This window comes from Pseudomonas sp. MDT1-17 (genome assembly GCF_054898105.1).
Window position 1 is genome coordinate 4,361,200 of record NZ_JBUBVM010000001.1, and the last position, 16,690, is coordinate 4,377,889.

Here is a 16,690-nt window from a genome sequence, read left to right on the forward strand (position 1 = left end):
CGCTGTTCTGCGCTCCAAAAAACCACCCGCACTACTCAACCAAACTGATCAACCCATACAACTCCGACCGCCGATCCCGATGCAAATCATTACGTGCACTGATCCTCTTATTCCGCGCCTCAGCAAGGTTCAGCGTCGCCAGCAACATCTGCTCGCCTCCCTGCTCCGCCGGTCCTGCCACAGGGTAGCCATCAGCATCGACGATCACCGAGCCCTGCACCCAACTGACCCCACGCTCATGACCATACCGATCACACGCGGCAATGAACATCCGGTTGACCGACGCATTAGCCTGGACCCGCACGACTTCCGCCGGACGCTCGGTTTGCGGCCGTGGCCCATCGGGCCAATTGACCGGGGCGCAGAGCAAGTCTGCGCCGGCCAGCGCCGGGAGCCGTACCCACTCGGGGAATTCCAGGTCGTAGCAAATCAGCATGCCGATTCGCCCATGAATGGTTTCTACAACGGGCGGCGCGTCATTGCCGGCGCTGAAGATTTCGTTCTCGCCATCCCAGAGGTGCGCCTTGCGGTACACGGCGCGCAGGCCCCGGGCATCGATCATCGCCGCGCTGTTGGCCAGTTCATCGCCGGCTAGCCGCTCGCAGAATCCACCCACCACGACGATGTTCAGTTCCCGGGCCAACGCCGTCCACAGACGCAAGGTCGGCCCTTCGACGGTTTCCGCCAAGGACAGGGCTTCGCTGCGGTCGGCAAACACGTAGCCGCTCTGGACCAGTTCGGGCAGCACCACCACGTGGGCACCCTGGTAGGCCGCCGAACGAATCGCGCGTTCGGTCAGCTTCCTGTTGTAAGCGAGGTCGCCTATTTTCGGCGCCACTTGGCAGCAGGCGACCACGATGTTTTTTGCGCTGTTCAACGCCCCTCCTCCACAGACTGATGAGCCATGGCGACGATATCGCTCTCGGTAATCGAGTCGATGATCCGGCGTTCGTACTCAAGGTCAATCGAACGGCTGAGGAGGTAATACGTCAGGCCCGAGACAACCAGGCCAACCAGCCAGGCGATATCCACGCCCTCAAGCATCCGCGCCAGCGGTCCGACGAACACCTCTTTGCCGGCCGCCGCATCAAAGATGTAGAAGAACGGCACCATGGCGGCGAACCCGATCAGGTACGAGACGATGCCGCGAAATTGCCAGGCGCCGTAGATGCCCTTTGGGGTGAAGAAATGCGGGATCGCGTAGCGGCCTTTGCGCACGAAGAAATAGTCCACCAGATTGACCGCGGTCCAGGGCACGAGGAAGTACAGGAGCAGCACCAGGAAGGTGTTCAACAGGGCGATGCCATCGCCTTTGATCGACAGCACACAGGTCAACAGAACGATGCTGATCACGGAGATCGACATCACTCGGGCGCGTGGTGTTGGTGTGATTTTTTTGATCGAATCCACACCCGTCAGCAACGTCAGCATGGCGCTGTAGGTGTTGAGCGCGATGATCGGCAGAAATCCCGCCACCGAGACGATCACCAACACATTGCCCAGGCCTGGAATCATCGATGAGCCGACCTGGTTCAGCGCCACCAGCGCATCCGCCGCTTTCAACTGCTGCGCGAGCCAGGCGCCGAGGCCGATCATCCAGCTACCCGACAACGAGGCGCCGATGAACACCGCGGCGATCAGCTTCGGCCGGCTGGTGTTTTTCGGCAGGTAACGGGAATAGTCGGAGACATAAGGCGCATAGGAAATGTTGTAGCTCGCACCGATGGCAAACAGCGTCGCAAAGGCAATCCAGCTGAAGCCCAGGTCGGTCGCCGGGGTGACGCCCTCCTGCCCTGCACCGAACATTAAGGCGATGGTGACGAGCGCGTACAGCGGCAATGTAGCCAGCAATGCCCACTTGAACGCTTTGTGCATCAGGTCATGGCCGTAAATCGACAGCAGCGCGCCGATCAGCACCACGGCGACGGCGACGATGGTCGGGTCGATGCCAAACACATGTTCGAGACCGTTCATGATCAGCGAGATGTTCACCACGTTGAAACCGACGAACACAAACATCGTCGCCATCAAGGCCAGGATCACCCCGCGATAACCAAACTGCGCACGCGACTGGATCATTTGCGGCAGGCCCATCTCCGGTCCTTGCGAACCATGAAACGCCATGAAAATGGTGCCGAACATAATGCCCAGCGCGCCGGCCAGCATGGTCCACAGCGCAGACAAGCCGAGGCTTGGGCCGACAAAACCGATGGAGATGGTAAAGAAGTGGAAGTTGCCCAAAAACCAGAAAGGGCCCTGGCTACTGAGCTTGGCGTGACGTTCGTTTTGCGGAATGTAATCGATCGAGTGGCCTTCGATGGCCAACCCGCCACTCGCCTCGACGGCGTGCGCAGAATGAGGGGACCCTGACATACGAATGTTCCTATGCTGGTGATTGTTGTTTTTATGGGCATTGCGCCGATTTCATTGCAATGTAGGGCGTTGATCAGGGCTATAAAATATCGCAGGCAAACTGTTTACATAGATCCACGTCTATGTGAGTGAGTATCGGGAGCACGCATGCTGGGAACTGTATCGGAGCTGGATCTGCGTTTGATCCGGGTATTTCTGACCGTCGTTGAGGCAGGCGGGATCTCGGCCGCGCAAACGGCACTCAATACCACTCAACCCACCATCAGTGCGCAATTGGCGACCCTGGAAGCGCGGGTGGGATTTCGTCTTTGCGAGCGCGGGCGCGGCGGATTTTCGGTGACGCCCAAGGGCAGCCAGTTTGTCGAGGCGGCCCGCCGGTTATTGGCCGCAGCCGAGGGGTTCCGGGTTGAAGTCCAGCACATCAATCGCAAGGTGTCGGGCAACATCAACATCGGCCTGCTCGGTCAAATCGATCCGGTGGCCAACAAGAAAATCGCCCTGGCCATTGCGCGTTTACGGTCCCGGCATGAGGGACTGTATTTTCACTTCACGGAACTGTCTTCATCGCTGCTGGAAGAGAAAATAATCAACGGCCATATCGATCTGGCGATCGGCTATTTCTGGCACCGTCTGTCCAACATTGATTACTTTGCGTTATTTCAGGAAACCCAGATCGCCTATTGCGCCCCCACTCACCCGCTGTTTGAGCAGGTGGGCGCGCTGACCCGGGATGATGTCAGCGATTACGACTGGGTATGGCCCAGCCACCCCTTGCCGGAAATGTCGGCGCCTACCTCGATTGAACGATTGACGGTGCTGACGGACAGCATGGACGGCGCCGCCCTGCTCATTCTGTCGGGCCAGCATTTGGGCTTTCTGCCGCAGCACTATGCGGCGAAGCATGAACAGCTGGGGCAGTTGCATCCGCTGAATCCTGAGCTGCTGCGCTATGAGGTCGGCTTTCATGCGGCGGTTCGGCACTCGGCGCGTCAGCGTGATGTGGTGAGCGCTTTTCTAACGGAATTGATCGACATCTTCGGCAGCTAAATGCGGACTTCGCTAGTCGGGATAACGTCGATTCGTGCCACCGAACCGGTCAGGCGTGCCAAATCCTTGTTGTGCTCGGCGATGATGTCTTCGGCGGTGAAGTTACCGTTGTCGACGGTGGAATGGGCGTCAGCAGCAAGCACGACGTCGTACCCCAGTTTCAGCGCCTCACGCACAGTGGCGTTGACGCAATAGTCGGTTTGCAGCCCGCAGATGATCAGACGATCGATGCCTTGCTTTTGCAGCAGTTGGCGCAGGTTGGTCTGGTAGAACGAATCCGGTGTGGTTTTGCGAACGCGCAAGTCTTGGGGTGACGCTTCCAGCCCGTCAGCCAGCTGCCAGCCTTCGCAGCCGTGCTTCAGCAAGTCACCCTCTTCGTGCTGGATGAGGATCACCGGTATCTCGGCCTCTCGGGCTTTGGTACTGAGGCCGTTGATGTTCTCGATGACGCGCTTGATCTCAAAACATTCGTACTCGCCAGTGCACAGGGCGCGCTGGACATCGATGATCAGCAGTGCGGTAGCCATGGTCCCTTCCTTGAAAAGTCAGTGGATCAGGGGACGAAAAACAGATCCGTCCCCTTTTAAAAACAACCCTCAATAACCGAGCGACAACCCGGTATTACGCCGTGGGTCGTTCGCCCCATAGAAGCGGTTTTTGCCCACTGGTTTGCCTTCCAGCGAAGGCGCGCCGACCAGAATCGCCGCCACATGGTTGGCATCCTGCGGCCCGGCAAACTTGTGCCCCCAACTTTCGAGCATCTTCACCGTATCCGGACTGGTGGTGAAGGTCTCCAGGTTGGTCTCTTCCGGCAACCATTGCTGGTGGAAACGCGGTGCATCGACCGCTTCCTGGATGTTCATGCCGTAGTCGATCACGTTGAGCATGGTCAGCAAGGTCGCGGTGATGATGCGGCTGCCGCCGGGGGTGCCGACGACCATCACCACTTTGCCGTCCTTGGTGACGATGGTCGGGCTCATTGACGACAGCGGTGCCTTGCCGGGCGCGATGACGTTGGCCTCCCCTTGCACCAGACCGTACATGTTCGGTACGCCGATTTTCGAGGTGAAGTCGTCCATTTCATCGTTGAGGATGACCCCGGTTTTGCTGGCCATGACGCCGGCGCCGAACCAGTCGTTCAGGGTGTACGTCACCGAGACCGCGTTGCCCCACTTGTCGACGATGGAGTAATGGGTGGTGTTGCTGCCTTCGTGTGGCGCTACGCCAGGTTTGATCTCGCGGGACACGCCGGCCTTCTGCGGGTCGATGGTCGCGCGGATTTTGGTTGCGTAGTTTTTATCCAGCAAATGGGCGATCGGATTTTTCACGAAGTCCGGGTCGCCCAGGTAGCTGTTGCGGTCGACGTAGGCGTGGCGCATCGCTTCGATCTGATAGTGCATGCTCTGGGCCGAGTGATAGCCCAGGTCTTTCATCGGATAGCCTTCGAGAATGTTCATGATCTCGCAGATCACCACGCCACCGGAGCTTGGCGGTGGGGCCGAGACGACGTGGTAGCCGCGGTAATCGCACTCGATCGGGGCCAGTTCACGGGTCTTGTATTTGTCGAGGTCGGCTTGGGTGATGATGCCCTTGTTGGCCTGACTGGAGGTGACGATGGCGTCGGCCACCCAACCTTTATAGAAGCCGTCGGCGCCCTTTTCGGAGATTTCCCGCAGGGTTTTGCCGAGGTCTTTTTGCACCAGTTTCTGGCCAACCTGCATCGGCTCGCCGTTGCTCAGGAAGATCGAACCGGAATCGCGCATGTCCTTTTTGAAGACGTCGGTGGCGTATTCCAGCAAATCGACATCGCCCTGCTCCAGCTCAAAACCGTCTTCGGCGAGCTTGATGGCCGGGGCGATGACTTCATTGCGGGGTTTGGTGCCGTATTTCGACAGCGCCAGTTCCATCCCGGACACGGTGCCCGGCACGCCAACGGCCAGATGGCCACGGGTGCTCAGGTCAGGGACGACGTTGCCCTCCTTGTCGAGGTACATGTCGGCGGTGGCGGCCAGCGGTGCTTTTTCGCGGAAGTCGAGGAAGGTCTTGCGCCCGTCCGCCAACTGAATGGTCATGAAACCGCCGCCGCCCAGGTTGCCCGCCGCGGGATAAACCACCGCCAGCGCGTAACCGACCGCTACCGCGGCATCGACGGCGTTGCCACCGTTCTTGAGCACGTCGACGCCCACATGACTGGCCAGATGCTGCGCGGTGACGACCATGCCGTTTTCGGCCGCGACCGGCGCCACGGAGGCCGCGTAAGCACTGAGGCAGCTGAGCGCCAACGAGGTCGCAATCAGCGATTTGGCAAAAGGTTCGAACTTCATGAGTCGGTCTCTTTTTGTTTTTAGGCTCTGTATAAAAACAGAGGGAAGGCTTCAAGAGCAGAAGCAAGTATGGCTGGGATTGCGTATTGCGCCTCCCCGTCGAGGCAGTATGCTTGCCCTCAGTTCAGCACTTTTGCGGAGTCCGCCAGCATGACTTACACCTTCACCACCCTCGCCTCCCCGGTGGGCGAGTTGAAGCTGGTCGCGAACGGATCACGACTGGCAGCTATCCTCTGGGAAAACGACAAACCCGAGCGGGTTCGGCTTGGGCCGATGCGCGAGTCGCCGGAAAATCCGATCCTGATGCGCACCGCTCAGCAGTTGCGTGAATACTTTTCGGGCACGCGCAATCGTTTCGACCTGGAACTGGAGTTTGTCGGGACGGAATTTCAGAAGAAGGTCTGGGCGGCATTGCTGACCATTCCATTTGGTGAGACACGCAGCTATAGCGAGATTGCCCGGCAGATCGGCAATCCCAGTGCGGTTCGGGCAGTGGGCGCCGCGAATGGCAAGAACCCGATTTCGATTGTTGCGCCGTGTCATCGGGTGATTGGCGCTTCGGGGAAACTCACCGGGTTTGCCGGTGGACTTGAGGCGAAGGAGCAGCTGCTGACGCTGGAAGGATGCGAATGGGCAGGCGCCGGCAGGACGGGCGACTTGTTCTGATCAGCCGTAACGCGACCTGTAGCAGCTGCCGAGCCCGCGAGGCTGCGTCCGACTGCGAAGCAGTCGCAAACTCAGGCTCCACGGTTTATCCGGAACAGCGCAGTGAATGGTTTTACGACTGCTGCGCAGTCGGACGCAGCCTCGCAGGCTCGACAGCTGCTACATTGATTAACCCGCGGTGAAGATGTTTTTCATCGCCGCGTACTGCAGCAAAATGATGGTCTTCGCATCGCAGATCTCCCCGCGATAAAACGCCTCAAGCGCGTCGTCGAACTTCCACTCCAGCACTTCCAGTTCCTCGGTCTCCTCCTCCAGTCCGCCGCCATCACTGACCTTCGACGTAGCGTCGTACTCAGCGATGAAGAAGTGCAGTTTTTCAGTTACCGAACCGGGGCTCATGTAGGCCTCGAACACCTTGTGCACATGGTGCACGCGATAACCGGTTTCTTCCTCCGCTTCTTCGCGGATGCGCTCTTCAGGCGCAGCACCTTCGAGCAGCCCCGCTGCCACTTCGATCAGCAACCCATCGTGGCCGTTGACGAACACCGGCAATCTGAATTGCCGGGTCAGCACGACGGTTTTCTTTTCTCGGTTGAACAGCAGAATCGCGGCGCCATTGCCACGGTCGTAGACCTCGCGGGTCTGGCGCTGCCATTCGCCGTTGTTGCGCAGGTAATCGAAGGTGATTTTCTTCAGCAGATACCAGTCGTGGGACAACACCTGAGACTCGATGAGGTTGACCCGCTCGGCTGTGTTCGACATGACAATCCATCCTTTTTTCGTCAGAGGGTCATAGCTTAGACGAAAATGCCCTCACGAAAGCTGAGCCTTGTATTCCTTCTCATACTGACCCGCCAGCGCCTCTTTCTGTTTGTCGTCGAGCAGCTTGCCGGCCATCTGGAAGAACTTCTGCTCTTCCTCTTTCAGGTGGTGATGGACCTTCTCGGCAAGCTTCTTCGCGGTTGCCAGCCAGGCCGGGCTGGACATCTCGGTCTCGTCCAATTCCTCCATCATTTCATCCATCTCGTGATGTTCTGAAATCGCGTGGCGGCTGAGGTCGACGCCGTTATCGAACTCCATCAGCGGAATGTAGAAATGCCGTTCTTCAGCGGTTTCGTGGGCCTGCAGTTCGGACTTGAGTTGCTTGTAAGCCTCGGCCCTCTCGGGGGTGTCGCCGCTGGTCTGGATCAGCGCATCGGCGTAGGTGCGTTGGCGGTCGTGGCTTTCGCGCAGTGCTTCAAAAATATTCACGGGTTGTCCTCATCGGCCGCGTTCTGGAATGACGCTGTTTAGCCTAGACATCTGCACGATGACGACGGTTCCACCTGAGGGGCTGGAACAACGACCGCTGACCGCGATAGGCTTGGGGCTGTTGTCCACTCAAGCCATAAGGAAATAGCTGATGACCCTGCGAATCGAGCTGTCGCAAAACCCCACGGATGCCGAGGAACATGCAATCGTGCTGCCGTTGCGTGCGTATAACGCCTCAAAGGCAGGCGTCACGGTGCCGGAGCCGATTGCCTTGATCGTACGCGACGACAACGACGAGATCCTCGGCGGCCTCTATGGTCGGATGTTTTACCAGTGGTTATACGTCGAATTGCTGTCGGTACCGGAACAGGCCCGGGGACAAGGCATGGGCACGAAACTGATGCAAATGGCCGAAGACCTGGCACGGAAAAAGGAATGCATCGGAATCTGGCTCGACACCTTCGACTTCCAGGCGCCAGAGTTCTACAAGAAACTCGGCTACAGCGAGTTCGGGCAGATCGCTGACTATCCGCCGGGGCACAAGCGCTTCTTTTTCCAGAAGCGCCTGACGAACGTTTGATCGCTGGTACCGGTACCGCCAAGAGATCGCAGCCTCGTTTCACTCGACAGCTCCTACAGAAGCATGCGGTCCATGTAGGAGCTGTCGAGTGAAACGAGGCTGCGATCTTTTGATCTTGCTTTACAAGCAGGTCGCCAGCGCCGCCAGTCGGCGCTTGGCCACAAAGTCGTCATGCTGCGTGTAATAATTCAGCACGGTTGCCGAAGCGTCAGTTGTCACGTCCACAAAGGACTCCGCCGAGCGCGTGTAAACGGTGGAACCACCCTTCTTGCCAGGCTCCAAATACGCGCCTGCATCGACGCCAAACACCGCCTCGTCCTGCCAGGAAAACTGCACACATTGGGCGACGACTTTTTCCGGCTTGTCCGACGTCAGGGTTTTGTAAGGGGTTCCCGTGCGGGCATCGTTCATCGTCGAGCCGGCGCATCCCGCCAGCAACGTTACGGCCAGCGCCACCATCAGAATTCGCATTGCGTTCGCTCATCAAGAAAAAGCGGACTGTATCACCGCGGCACGGCGTATCGTTCTGCTTTACTTCATTTATACCGCGACACCGAGTGACGATTCGCGCACCCTGTCGCGCCATTAACGCCGCATCGCCCATTTTTCCGGGCTCATTTTTTGGAAAGGCCATGACACCCAACGCCGAATATTACAAACCGACCGCTGAATATGCCGACAAGCTGATCAGCCAGATCGGTCAGACGCCGTCCTGGATTGCCAAGCGAATTGGCGTCACCGACAAGCGGATTCGTTACATCCTCGACGGCGAAAGAACCGTCAAAGGTGAAACCACGCCGATTCAAATGACGTATCCCGAGCAGTTTGCCCTTGAGTGCCTGGCAGCAGCGGCCAAGGCCAGCAAGAAGCAATCTTCCTAACCCGGCCTCAAGGAGCGACCATGGCGGCAACCGAACAGCAACACGAGCAAGCGCTGAAGAAGTTTCTCGATGAGCGCCCTGAACTGCGCGTCGAACTCGACAACCTCAACCCTCTGCTGGCTCAGGCCAAGGGCGAGACCGCGGCGCAGTACCGCGAGGAGCGCTTGCATGAAGCGTTTGAAGCCGAGGCCGAGCGCCTGGGATTGTTTGCCTGGGAGCTGACGCTGCAACTGACCGCCGCGACGCCCGAGGACTATCAGGTACAGCGCCTGGAAGTGCACAAGGAAGTGGCCGAGATGGCCGGCATGGACTGGCTGGAGTATTGCGAGTTATATGGATTGAGTAAGTGACCATGACGGTTGCTGCCTGAGGACGACCTTCGCTGATGTTGCCATCCCTCTCAACTGACCGCGCCAGCCCGGGCCATCTGCATACCCGCAAATGGCGGGGGCGCATCGGCATGTCGCTGGTCGCCAGCCTCTCGGTGCTCGCCGGCATGACCGACGCCATCGGCTTCATGGCCAGCGGCGATTTCGTCTCGTTCATGAGCGGCAACACCACCCGCCTCGCCGTGGCGATCAGCGACGGCGACCTGGGCCTGACCTTGCGCCTGATGATACTTGTCGGCACCTTCATCGTCGGCAACGCCTTGGGTATTGTCGTCAGCCGCCTCGGCGGCCGCCGGGCGCTGCCCTTGCTGCTGTGCATCGCCATGCTGCTGTGTGGGGCTGCGGCCTGGCCTTATGAGGAACAATTGCCAGCGTTGCTGGCGGCCATCATTGCCATGGGCATGCTCAATGCCGCCGTCGAAGAAGTGAACGGCCTGCCGGTCGGCCTGACCTACGTCACCGGCGCCCTGTCACGCTTCGGCCGTGGGCTGGGACGCTGGATGCTCGGCGAACGTCGCAACGGTTGGCGGGTGCAACTGATCCCCTGGACCGGGATGTTTGCTGGCGCGGTCATCGGCGCCGTGCTGGAACATCACTTGGGGCTCAGTGCCTTGTTTGTCAGCGGTCTGTTGGCCGGCGCCATCGGGCTGCTGTCGCTGAAAATTCCGCGGCGGTGGCAGTTGGGGTATATGCCTCGTTAGATCCAACATTTACGTTGCCCGGTAGTTCGCTTTCGCGAGCAAGCCCGCTCCCACATTGAATCTGCGGCGGATCGTAGTTTTGTGATTGACACAAATCTAGTGTGGGAGCGGGCTTGCTCGCGAAAGGGGCGACTCGGTCTACGAGCAAACGCCCTTCGCCGACCCGGCGATAAAGCATTATCATGGCCGCAGTTTTGCTGATCGAGTCCGTCATGAAGTTCGCCATCGCGCTGTTTTCCGCCGCCCATGCGCCCTCCTCGCGCCGCGCCTTGCTGTTCGCTCAGGCCGCGCTGGCCGGCGGGCATGAGATTGTCCGGCTGTTTTTCTATCAGGACGGCGTCTACAACGCCTCCTCAAGCGTGGTCACGCCGCAGGATGAGCTGGATTTGCCCAAGCAATGGCGCAACTTCGTCACCGAGCACCAACTGGACGGTGTCGTGTGCATCGCCGCCGCCCTGCGCCGTGGTGTGTTGAACGAAGAAGAAGCCGGACGTTATCAGCGTGAAGCCGTTGCGGTAGGCGCTCCGTGGGAATTGTCCGGCCTGGGCCAGTTGCATGACGCGGTGCAGGACGCTGACCGCCTGATCTGTTTCGGAGGCGCGTGAGATGCCTAAATCCTTGCTGATTATCAGCCGTCAGGCGCCATGGTCCGGGCCGAGTGCGCGGGAAGCGCTGGACATCGTGCTGGCCGGCGGTGCGTTCGATCTGCCGATCGGCCTGCTGTTTCTCGATGACGGGGTGTTCCAGCTCGCCGCGCAACAGGACGCCAAGGCCCTCCAGCAGAAGGACCTGAGCGCCAACCTGCAAGCCTTGCCGATGTTCGGTGTCGAAGACCTTTTCGTCTGTCGCGACAGTGCTGCAGAACGCGGTCTGGACCCGGCCGGTTTAGCGCTGGAAGAAGCCCAGGTGCTGGCCGCCCACGAAATCACCGCACTTATTGACCGTTACGATCAGGTGATCACCCTCTGATGTCGACTTTGCATGTGTTGTCTCATTCCCCGTTCGGCGACGATCGCCTGACCAGTTGCTTGCGCGTGATCGGCGCTGATGATGCGCTGCTGCTGTCAGGCGACGCAGCCTATGCCTTGCAGCCAGGCACCGCGCCTTTCCGCGCGCTGAGCACCCGCAGTTTGAAGCTCTTCGTGCTGGCCGAAGACGCCCAAGCCCGCGCTTTGGTTGTTCCAGATTGGGCTGAAAGCATCGATTACCCGGCCTTCGTCGAGCTGTCGATTCACTACCACAAGGTCAACAGTTGGCTATGAATTCCCTGACGGTCGGCGCACGCGCCATCGAGTTGGACAAGGACGGTTTCCTGGTCGAACTGAGCGACTGGTCCTCTGAGGTGGCCAGCGCCCTGGCCGCCGCCGAAGACATCGAGTTGAGCCCCGAACACTGGGAAATCCTCGAACTGCTGCGCAATTTTTACGACGAATTCCAGTTGTCGCCGGCCACCCGTCCGCTGATCAAGTACACCGCATTGAAACTGGGCCCGGACAAGGGCAACAGCCTGCACCTGAACCGACTGTTCAAAGGCACCCCTGCCAAACTCGCCGCGAAACTGGCGGGCCTGCCCAAACCGACGAATTGCTTATGACCGATTACCCAGCGCTGACCCTCGAAACACCCGCCGAACACCCGTTCGCCCAGTTCGTGCGCATCCTCGGCAAAGGCAAGCGCGGCGCCCGCGACTTGACCCGCGAGGAAGCCCGCGAAGCCATGGGCATGGTGGTCGACCAAAAGGTCGAAGACACTCAGCTCGGCGCGTTCCTGATGCTGTTGCGGCACAAGGAAGAAAGCGCCGAGGAAATGGCGGGGTTCACCGAAGCCTTGCGCGAACGTTTGCAGGCACCGGCATTAAAGGTGGATCTGGACTGGCCGACGTATGCCGGCAAGAAGCGTCATCTGCCGTGGTACCTGCTGTCGGCCAAGTGCCTGGCACAGAACGGCGTGCGCATCTTCATGCACGGCGGCGGCGCGCACACGGCGGGTCGGTTGTATAGCGAACAGCTGCTGGATGAGTTGAAGATTCCGTTGTGCCGCAACTGGCAGCAGGTCGGCGACGCACTGGATAATGGCGGTCTGGCGTTCATGCCTTTAGTCGATTGGGCACCCCAGCTTCAGCGCATGATCGACCTGCGCAACACCCTGGGCCTGCGTTCGCCGATCCACTCCCTGGCGCGGATTCTCAATCCGTTGGGTGCTCGTTGTGGCCTGCAAAGCATTTTCCACCCCGGTTATCAGGCTGTGCATCGCGATGCCAGCGGCTTGCTCGGCGACACCGCAATCGTGGTGAAAGGCGATGGCGGCGAAATCGAGATCAACCCGGACGCCGACAGTCATCTATACGGCACCACGGGCGGCGAAAGCTGGGATGAGGAATGGCCGCAACTGTCGAGCCAGCGCCACGTCAAACCGGCCGCGCTCGATCCCGAGCACCTGAAAGCCGTGTGGCGTGGCGACGTGGTCGACAGCTACCCGCAAATGGCGCTGATTTCGACCATGGCCCTGGCTTTGCGGGGCCTCGGCCAATCCCGCGATCAAGCTTTCGAAACCGCCCAGCAGTATTGGGATGCTCGGGACAGATCGATTTAACCGATCATAAGCGCCCAACCTTTGAGCTTTTTTATCGAACCTATGTGAATAGACTTCTCTCCAACGCTTATTGGTTGAGGAGTCTTGAACATGGGTTTGTTAGTTGAAGGTCGCTGGCATGACCAGTGGTACGAAAGCAGCAAGGACGGCGCGTTCCAGCGTGAACAAGCGCAACGTCGAAACTGGCTGACCACCGACGGCAAACCCGGCCCGACAGGTGTCGGTGGCTTTGCAGCCGAAGCCGGACGCTATCATCTTTATGTGTCCCTCGCCTGTCCGTGGGCTCACCGCACGCTGATCCTGCGCAAACTCAAAGGTCTCGACAGCTTGATCGATGTGTCAGTGGTCAGTTGGCTGATGCTGGAAAACGGCTGGACCTTCGACCAGAACCTCGGATCGACCGGCGACAAACTCGATCACTTCGACTTCATGCACCAGCGCTACACCGCCGATACCGCCGATTACACCGGCCGCGTCACGGTACCAGTGCTCTGGGACAAACAGCAGCATCGCATCGTCAACAATGAATCGGCGGAGATCATCCGCATGTTCAATGGCGCCTTCGATGATTTGACGGGAAATGACCTGGATTTCTACCCGGCACCGCTGCGGGGCGAGATCGACGTGCTGAACGAGCGGATTTATCCGGCGGTGAACAACGGCGTGTATCGCGCCGGGTTTGCCACGTCACAGACTGCTTATGAAGAAGCATTCGACGGGTTGTTTGCGGAACTGGATCGGCTGGAGTTGCTGTTAAGCGAGAACCGTTACCTGGTGGGTGAGTACCTGACGGAAGCGGACATTCGGCTGTTCACCACGCTGATTCGCTTTGACGCGGTGTATTACGGTCACTTCAAGTGCAACCTGCGACGGATTGCCGATTACCCGAATCTGTCGAACTGGCTGCGGGAGATTTATCAGTGGCCAGGGATTGCCGAGACGGTGGATTTCGAGCACATCAAGCATCACTATTACGGCAGCCACAAGACCATCAACCCCACGGGAGTTGTGCCTAAAGGGCCGGCGCTGGACTTCACAGCGCCGCATGATCGGGAACGGTTGAGCGGGAAAGGGGTTTGGCAGAGGCATTAAAATCAAAAGATCGCAGCCTTCGGCAGCTCCTACAGGATTACGCGATCCCATGTAGGAGCTGCCGAAGGCTGCGATCTTTTTCCAACAGGCAACACACGTCTCAAATCAAACTTGCGCCTGAGCCCCTTCAAACCACGCCAGTTTCTCGCGCAACTGCACCACTTCCCCAACGATCACCAGCGTCGGCGCATGCACTTCATGCTCCGCCACCAGCCGTGGCAAATCGGCCAAGGTGCCGGTAAACACCCGCTGATTAATGGTGGTGCCCTGCTGGATCAACGCCGCCGGCGTATTCGCTGCGCGACCATGCTTGATCAACTGCTCGCAGATGATCGGCAAGCCCACCAGCCCCATGTAGAACACCAGGGTTTGCGCCGGCGCGACGAGGTCGGCCCACGGCAAATCGGTGGAGCCGTCCTTGAGGTGCCCGGTGACAAAACGCACCGACTGCGCGTAATCGCGGTGCGTCAGCGGAATCCCGGCATACGCCGCGCAACCGCTGGCGGCCGTAATACCCGGCACGACCTGGAACGGGATGCCATGGGCTGCCAGCTCTTCGATCTCTTCACCGCCGCGTCCGAAGATGAACGGATCACCGCCCTTCAATCGCACGACCCGCTTGCCTTGCTTGGCCAAATCCACCAATTGCTGGTTGATCTGGTCCTGGGGCACGGCGTGATCGGCGCGACGCTTGCCGACGTAAACCCGTTCGGCATCGCGACGGCACAAATCCAGAATCGCGGGCGCCACCAAGCGGTCATACAGCACCACATCGGCTTGCTGCATCAGACGCAAGGCACGGAAGGTCAGCAGGTCCGGATCACCCGGGCCGGCACCGACCAAATAGACTTCGCCCGTTGCACTCGGTGCCTCTCCAGCAATTTTCGCCAGCATCAAGCGCTCGGCTTCGGCGCCCTGCCCGGCCAGTTGCCGGTCGGCAATCGGACCCTGGAACACGTCTTCCCAGAACGCCCGACGCTGCTGCACATCCGGGCACAGGCGTTTGACCTGACTGCGGAAACGCGCCGCCAGACCGGCCAGTTGACCGTAAGTGGAAGGAATCCAGGTTTCCAGTTTGGCGCGGATCAACCGCGCCAGTACCGGCGCATCGCCGCCGCTTGATACTGCAATGATCAAAGGAGAACGGTCGACGATTGCCGGGAAGATCACGCTGCACAAGGCCGGCGCATCCACCACGTTGACCGGAACGCAACGCCGATGGGCATCGGCGGAGACTTGCGCGTTCAGCGGTTCGTCGTCGGTGGCAGCAATGATCAGCCCGCAACCGTCCATGTCCGCTTCGACGTAGCCACGCGCCCAACACTCGCCACCGCTGCCGGCAACCAGCTCACGCAGCTGCGGTTCGATTTCAGGCGCGACCACCCGCAGCAGCGCACCGGCTTCGGCCAGCAGACGGGATTTGCGCAAGGCAATCTCCCCCCCGCCGACGACCAACACACGACTGCCGCGAAGGTTATGAAACAGCGGCAGATAGTCCATTTAACCGATGACCTCAAGGCCACCCATGTACGGTTTCAGCACTTCAGGTACACGGATCGAACCGTCGGCCTGCTGGTAGTTTTCCAGCACCGCCACCAGCGTACGACCGACCGCCAGACCGGAGCCGTTCAAGGTGTGAACCAGCTCAGGCTTGCCGGTTTCCGGGTTGCGGAAACGCGCTTGCATACGACGGGCCTGGAAGTCGCCGCAGTTGGAGCACGACGAAATCTCGCGGTATTTGTCCTGGCTCGGAATCCACACTTCCAGGTCGTAGGTCTTGACCGCACTGAAGCCCATGTCGCCGGTGCACAGCGCAATCGTGCGATAAGGCAGCTCGAGCAGTTGCAGGACTTTCTCGGCGTTGGCGGTCAGGCCTTCCAGCGCTTCCATCGAGGTCGACGGCTCAACGATCTGGACCATCTCGACCTTGTCGAACTGGTGCTGACGGATCATGCCGCGCGTATCGCGACCCGACGCACCGGCTTCACTGCGGAAGCACGGCGTATGGGCGACGAACTTGATCGGCAGCAGTTTCGAATCGACGATCTCGCCCGCGACGATGTTGGTCAGCGACACTTCAGCGGTCGGAATCAGGTACAGATCGGCTTCGCCTTCGCGGCTGATCTTGAACAGGTCTTCTTCGAATTTCGGCAGCTGACCCGTGCCCTGCAGGGCCGGCGCTTGAACCAGATAAGGCGTGTAGGCTTCTTCGTAACCGTGCTCGCTGGTGTGCAGGTTGATCATGAACTGCGCCAGGGCGCGGTGCATACGGGCGATCGGGCCACGCAACAGGGCGAAACGCGCGCCGGACAGCTTGGCAGCGGTTTCGAAGTCCAGCCAGCCGAACTTCTCACCCAGGGCCACGTGGTCCTGAACCGGGAAATCGAACGCGGCCGGGGTGCCCCAGCGGCGCACTTCGACGTTGCCGTCTTCGTCTTCGCCGATGGGTACGGATTCGTGCGGCAGGTTCGGGATGCCAAGCAGGATCGAATCCAGTTCGGACTGGATCGCGTCCAGCTCGACTTTGCCGGCGCTCAATTCGTTCGCCATGCGCTCGACGTCAGCCATCAACGGTGCGATGTCTTCGCCGCGCTGCTTGGCCTGACCGATAGATTTGGAGCGCGCATTACGTTCAGCCTGCAGTGCTTCGGTGCGGGTCTGGACGGTCTTGCGCTGTTCTTCCAGCGCTTCGATGCGCGCAACATCCAGCTTATAGCCACGGGATGCCAGGCGGTCCGCTACGTCCTGAAGGTTGCTACGTAACAGTTTGGAATCGAGCATGTCGGTCTCTCGT

21 protein-coding genes are annotated in these 16,690 nt (G+C 59.7%); 12 read left to right on the plus strand and 9 right to left on the minus strand.

All coding sequences use genetic code 11. The features are described 5' to 3' along the window. Positions 1-31 precede the first annotated feature (31 nt). Positions 32-877 (minus strand): nitrilase family protein, encoded by an 846-nt coding sequence (locus ACYZTX_RS20240; RefSeq protein WP_462035577.1) that lies wholly within the window; start codon positions 875-877, stop codon positions 32-34. Continuing rightward, a complete protein-coding gene (locus ACYZTX_RS20245; RefSeq protein ID WP_462035578.1) occupies positions 874-2,373 on the minus strand; it encodes a purine-cytosine permease family protein in 1,500 nt (499 codons plus the stop codon). The genes ACYZTX_RS20240 and ACYZTX_RS20245 overlap by 4 nt, the downstream gene beginning before the upstream one ends. 147 nt (positions 2,374-2,520) lie before the next feature. Between ACYZTX_RS20245 and ACYZTX_RS20250 the strand changes: the two genes are divergently transcribed. Beyond that, positions 2,521-3,420 carry a LysR family transcriptional regulator gene (locus tag ACYZTX_RS20250; RefSeq protein ID WP_462035579.1) on the plus strand — a complete coding sequence of 300 codons (900 nt, stop codon included), beginning with the start codon at positions 2,521-2,523 and terminating at the stop codon, positions 3,418-3,420. On the opposite strand, the gene ACYZTX_RS20255 is transcribed toward ACYZTX_RS20250, so the two are convergent. Both ACYZTX_RS20255 and ggt read right to left on the minus strand, forming a co-directional pair. After that, entirely contained in the window at positions 3,417-3,947 is a 531-nt protein-coding gene (locus ACYZTX_RS20255) for a cysteine hydrolase family protein (protein ID WP_462035580.1), read from the minus strand. The two genes, ACYZTX_RS20250 and ACYZTX_RS20255, sit on opposite strands and share 4 nt — an antisense overlap. 69 nt (positions 3,948-4,016) lie before the next feature. Then, the gene (ggt, locus tag ACYZTX_RS20260; protein ID WP_462035581.1) at positions 4,017-5,744 is read right to left on the minus strand and encodes a gamma-glutamyltransferase; all 1,728 of its coding nucleotides are present in this window, start codon (positions 5,742-5,744) and stop codon (positions 4,017-4,019) included. A gap of 150 nt (positions 5,745-5,894) precedes the next feature. Here ggt and ACYZTX_RS20265 point away from each other — a divergent pair, with 150 nt between their 5' ends. Beyond that, entirely contained in the window at positions 5,895-6,410 is a 516-nt protein-coding gene (locus ACYZTX_RS20265; protein ID WP_462035582.1) for a methylated-DNA--[protein]-cysteine S-methyltransferase, read from the plus strand. A gap of 168 nt (positions 6,411-6,578) precedes the next feature. On the opposite strand, the gene ACYZTX_RS20270 is transcribed toward ACYZTX_RS20265, so the two are convergent. Continuing rightward, on the minus strand, positions 6,579-7,172 hold the full coding sequence (locus ACYZTX_RS20270) for an NUDIX domain-containing protein (RefSeq protein WP_462035583.1): 594 nt from the start codon (positions 7,170-7,172) through the stop codon (positions 6,579-6,581). Between the two features lie 51 nt (positions 7,173-7,223). Continuing rightward, positions 7,224-7,661 (minus strand): hemerythrin domain-containing protein, encoded by a 438-nt coding sequence (locus ACYZTX_RS20275; RefSeq protein ID WP_462035584.1) that lies wholly within the window; start codon positions 7,659-7,661, stop codon positions 7,224-7,226. A 151-nt stretch (positions 7,662-7,812) separates the two neighbouring features. Between ACYZTX_RS20275 and ACYZTX_RS20280 the strand changes: the two genes are divergently transcribed. Continuing rightward, positions 7,813-8,241, plus strand: coding sequence for a GNAT family N-acetyltransferase (locus ACYZTX_RS20280; RefSeq protein ID WP_462035585.1), 429 nt, complete (start codon positions 7,813-7,815; stop codon positions 8,239-8,241). Between the two features lie 120 nt (positions 8,242-8,361). Here the strand turns inward: ACYZTX_RS20280 and ACYZTX_RS20285 are convergent, their stop codons facing one another. Then, positions 8,362-8,712: a hypothetical protein gene (locus ACYZTX_RS20285; RefSeq protein ID WP_462035586.1), complete on the minus strand. Its 351-nt coding sequence runs from the start codon at positions 8,710-8,712 to the stop codon at positions 8,362-8,364. A gap of 161 nt (positions 8,713-8,873) precedes the next feature. Between ACYZTX_RS20285 and ACYZTX_RS20290 the strand changes: the two genes are divergently transcribed. The 9 genes from ACYZTX_RS20290 to ACYZTX_RS20330 all read left to right on the plus strand — a co-directional run bounded on the left by ACYZTX_RS20290 (position 8,874) and on the right by ACYZTX_RS20330 (position 13,896). Continuing rightward, a complete protein-coding gene (locus ACYZTX_RS20290) occupies positions 8,874-9,122 on the plus strand; it encodes a hypothetical protein (RefSeq protein WP_008154823.1) in 249 nt (82 codons plus the stop codon). Between the two features lie 20 nt (positions 9,123-9,142). Further along, positions 9,143-9,472, plus strand: a complete 330-nt coding sequence (locus tag ACYZTX_RS20295) for a DUF6388 family protein (RefSeq protein WP_462035587.1) — start codon at positions 9,143-9,145, stop codon at positions 9,470-9,472. Between the two features lie 35 nt (positions 9,473-9,507). Then, positions 9,508-10,212, plus strand: coding sequence for a YoaK family protein (locus tag ACYZTX_RS20300; protein ID WP_462035588.1), 705 nt, complete (start codon positions 9,508-9,510; stop codon positions 10,210-10,212). A gap of 212 nt (positions 10,213-10,424) precedes the next feature. After that, on the plus strand, positions 10,425-10,817 hold the full coding sequence (gene tusD / locus ACYZTX_RS20305; protein ID WP_462035589.1) for a sulfurtransferase complex subunit TusD: 393 nt from the start codon (positions 10,425-10,427) through the stop codon (positions 10,815-10,817). Position 10,818: 1 nt separating this feature from the next. Next, positions 10,819-11,181 carry a sulfurtransferase complex subunit TusC gene (tusC, locus tag ACYZTX_RS20310; RefSeq protein WP_462035590.1) on the plus strand — a complete coding sequence of 121 codons (363 nt, stop codon included), beginning with the start codon at positions 10,819-10,821 and terminating at the stop codon, positions 11,179-11,181. After that, positions 11,181-11,474, plus strand: a complete 294-nt coding sequence (gene tusB, locus ACYZTX_RS20315) for a sulfurtransferase complex subunit TusB (protein WP_462035591.1) — start codon at positions 11,181-11,183, stop codon at positions 11,472-11,474. Before tusC ends, tusB begins: the two co-directional genes overlap by 1 nt. After that, a complete protein-coding gene (locus tag ACYZTX_RS20320) occupies positions 11,471-11,806 on the plus strand; it encodes a TusE/DsrC/DsvC family sulfur relay protein (protein ID WP_461978753.1) in 336 nt (111 codons plus the stop codon). The genes tusB and ACYZTX_RS20320 overlap by 4 nt, the downstream gene beginning before the upstream one ends. Next, entirely contained in the window at positions 11,803-12,804 is a 1,002-nt protein-coding gene (locus tag ACYZTX_RS20325) for a glycosyl transferase family protein (protein ID WP_462035592.1), read from the plus strand. Before ACYZTX_RS20320 ends, ACYZTX_RS20325 begins: the two co-directional genes overlap by 4 nt. Before the next feature lie 90 nt (positions 12,805-12,894). Next, positions 12,895-13,896 (plus strand): glutathione S-transferase family protein, encoded by a 1,002-nt coding sequence (locus ACYZTX_RS20330; protein ID WP_462035593.1) that lies wholly within the window; start codon positions 12,895-12,897, stop codon positions 13,894-13,896. Positions 13,897-14,001: 105 nt separating this feature from the next. Here the strand turns inward: ACYZTX_RS20330 and cysG are convergent, their stop codons facing one another. After that, positions 14,002-15,396 (minus strand): siroheme synthase CysG, encoded by a 1,395-nt coding sequence (gene cysG / locus ACYZTX_RS20335; protein ID WP_462035594.1) that lies wholly within the window; start codon positions 15,394-15,396, stop codon positions 14,002-14,004. Next, complete coding sequence (gene serS / locus ACYZTX_RS20340) at positions 15,397-16,677, minus strand: serine--tRNA ligase (RefSeq protein WP_462035595.1); 1,281 nt, start codon at positions 16,675-16,677, stop codon at positions 15,397-15,399. Positions 16,678-16,690 lie beyond the last annotated feature (13 nt).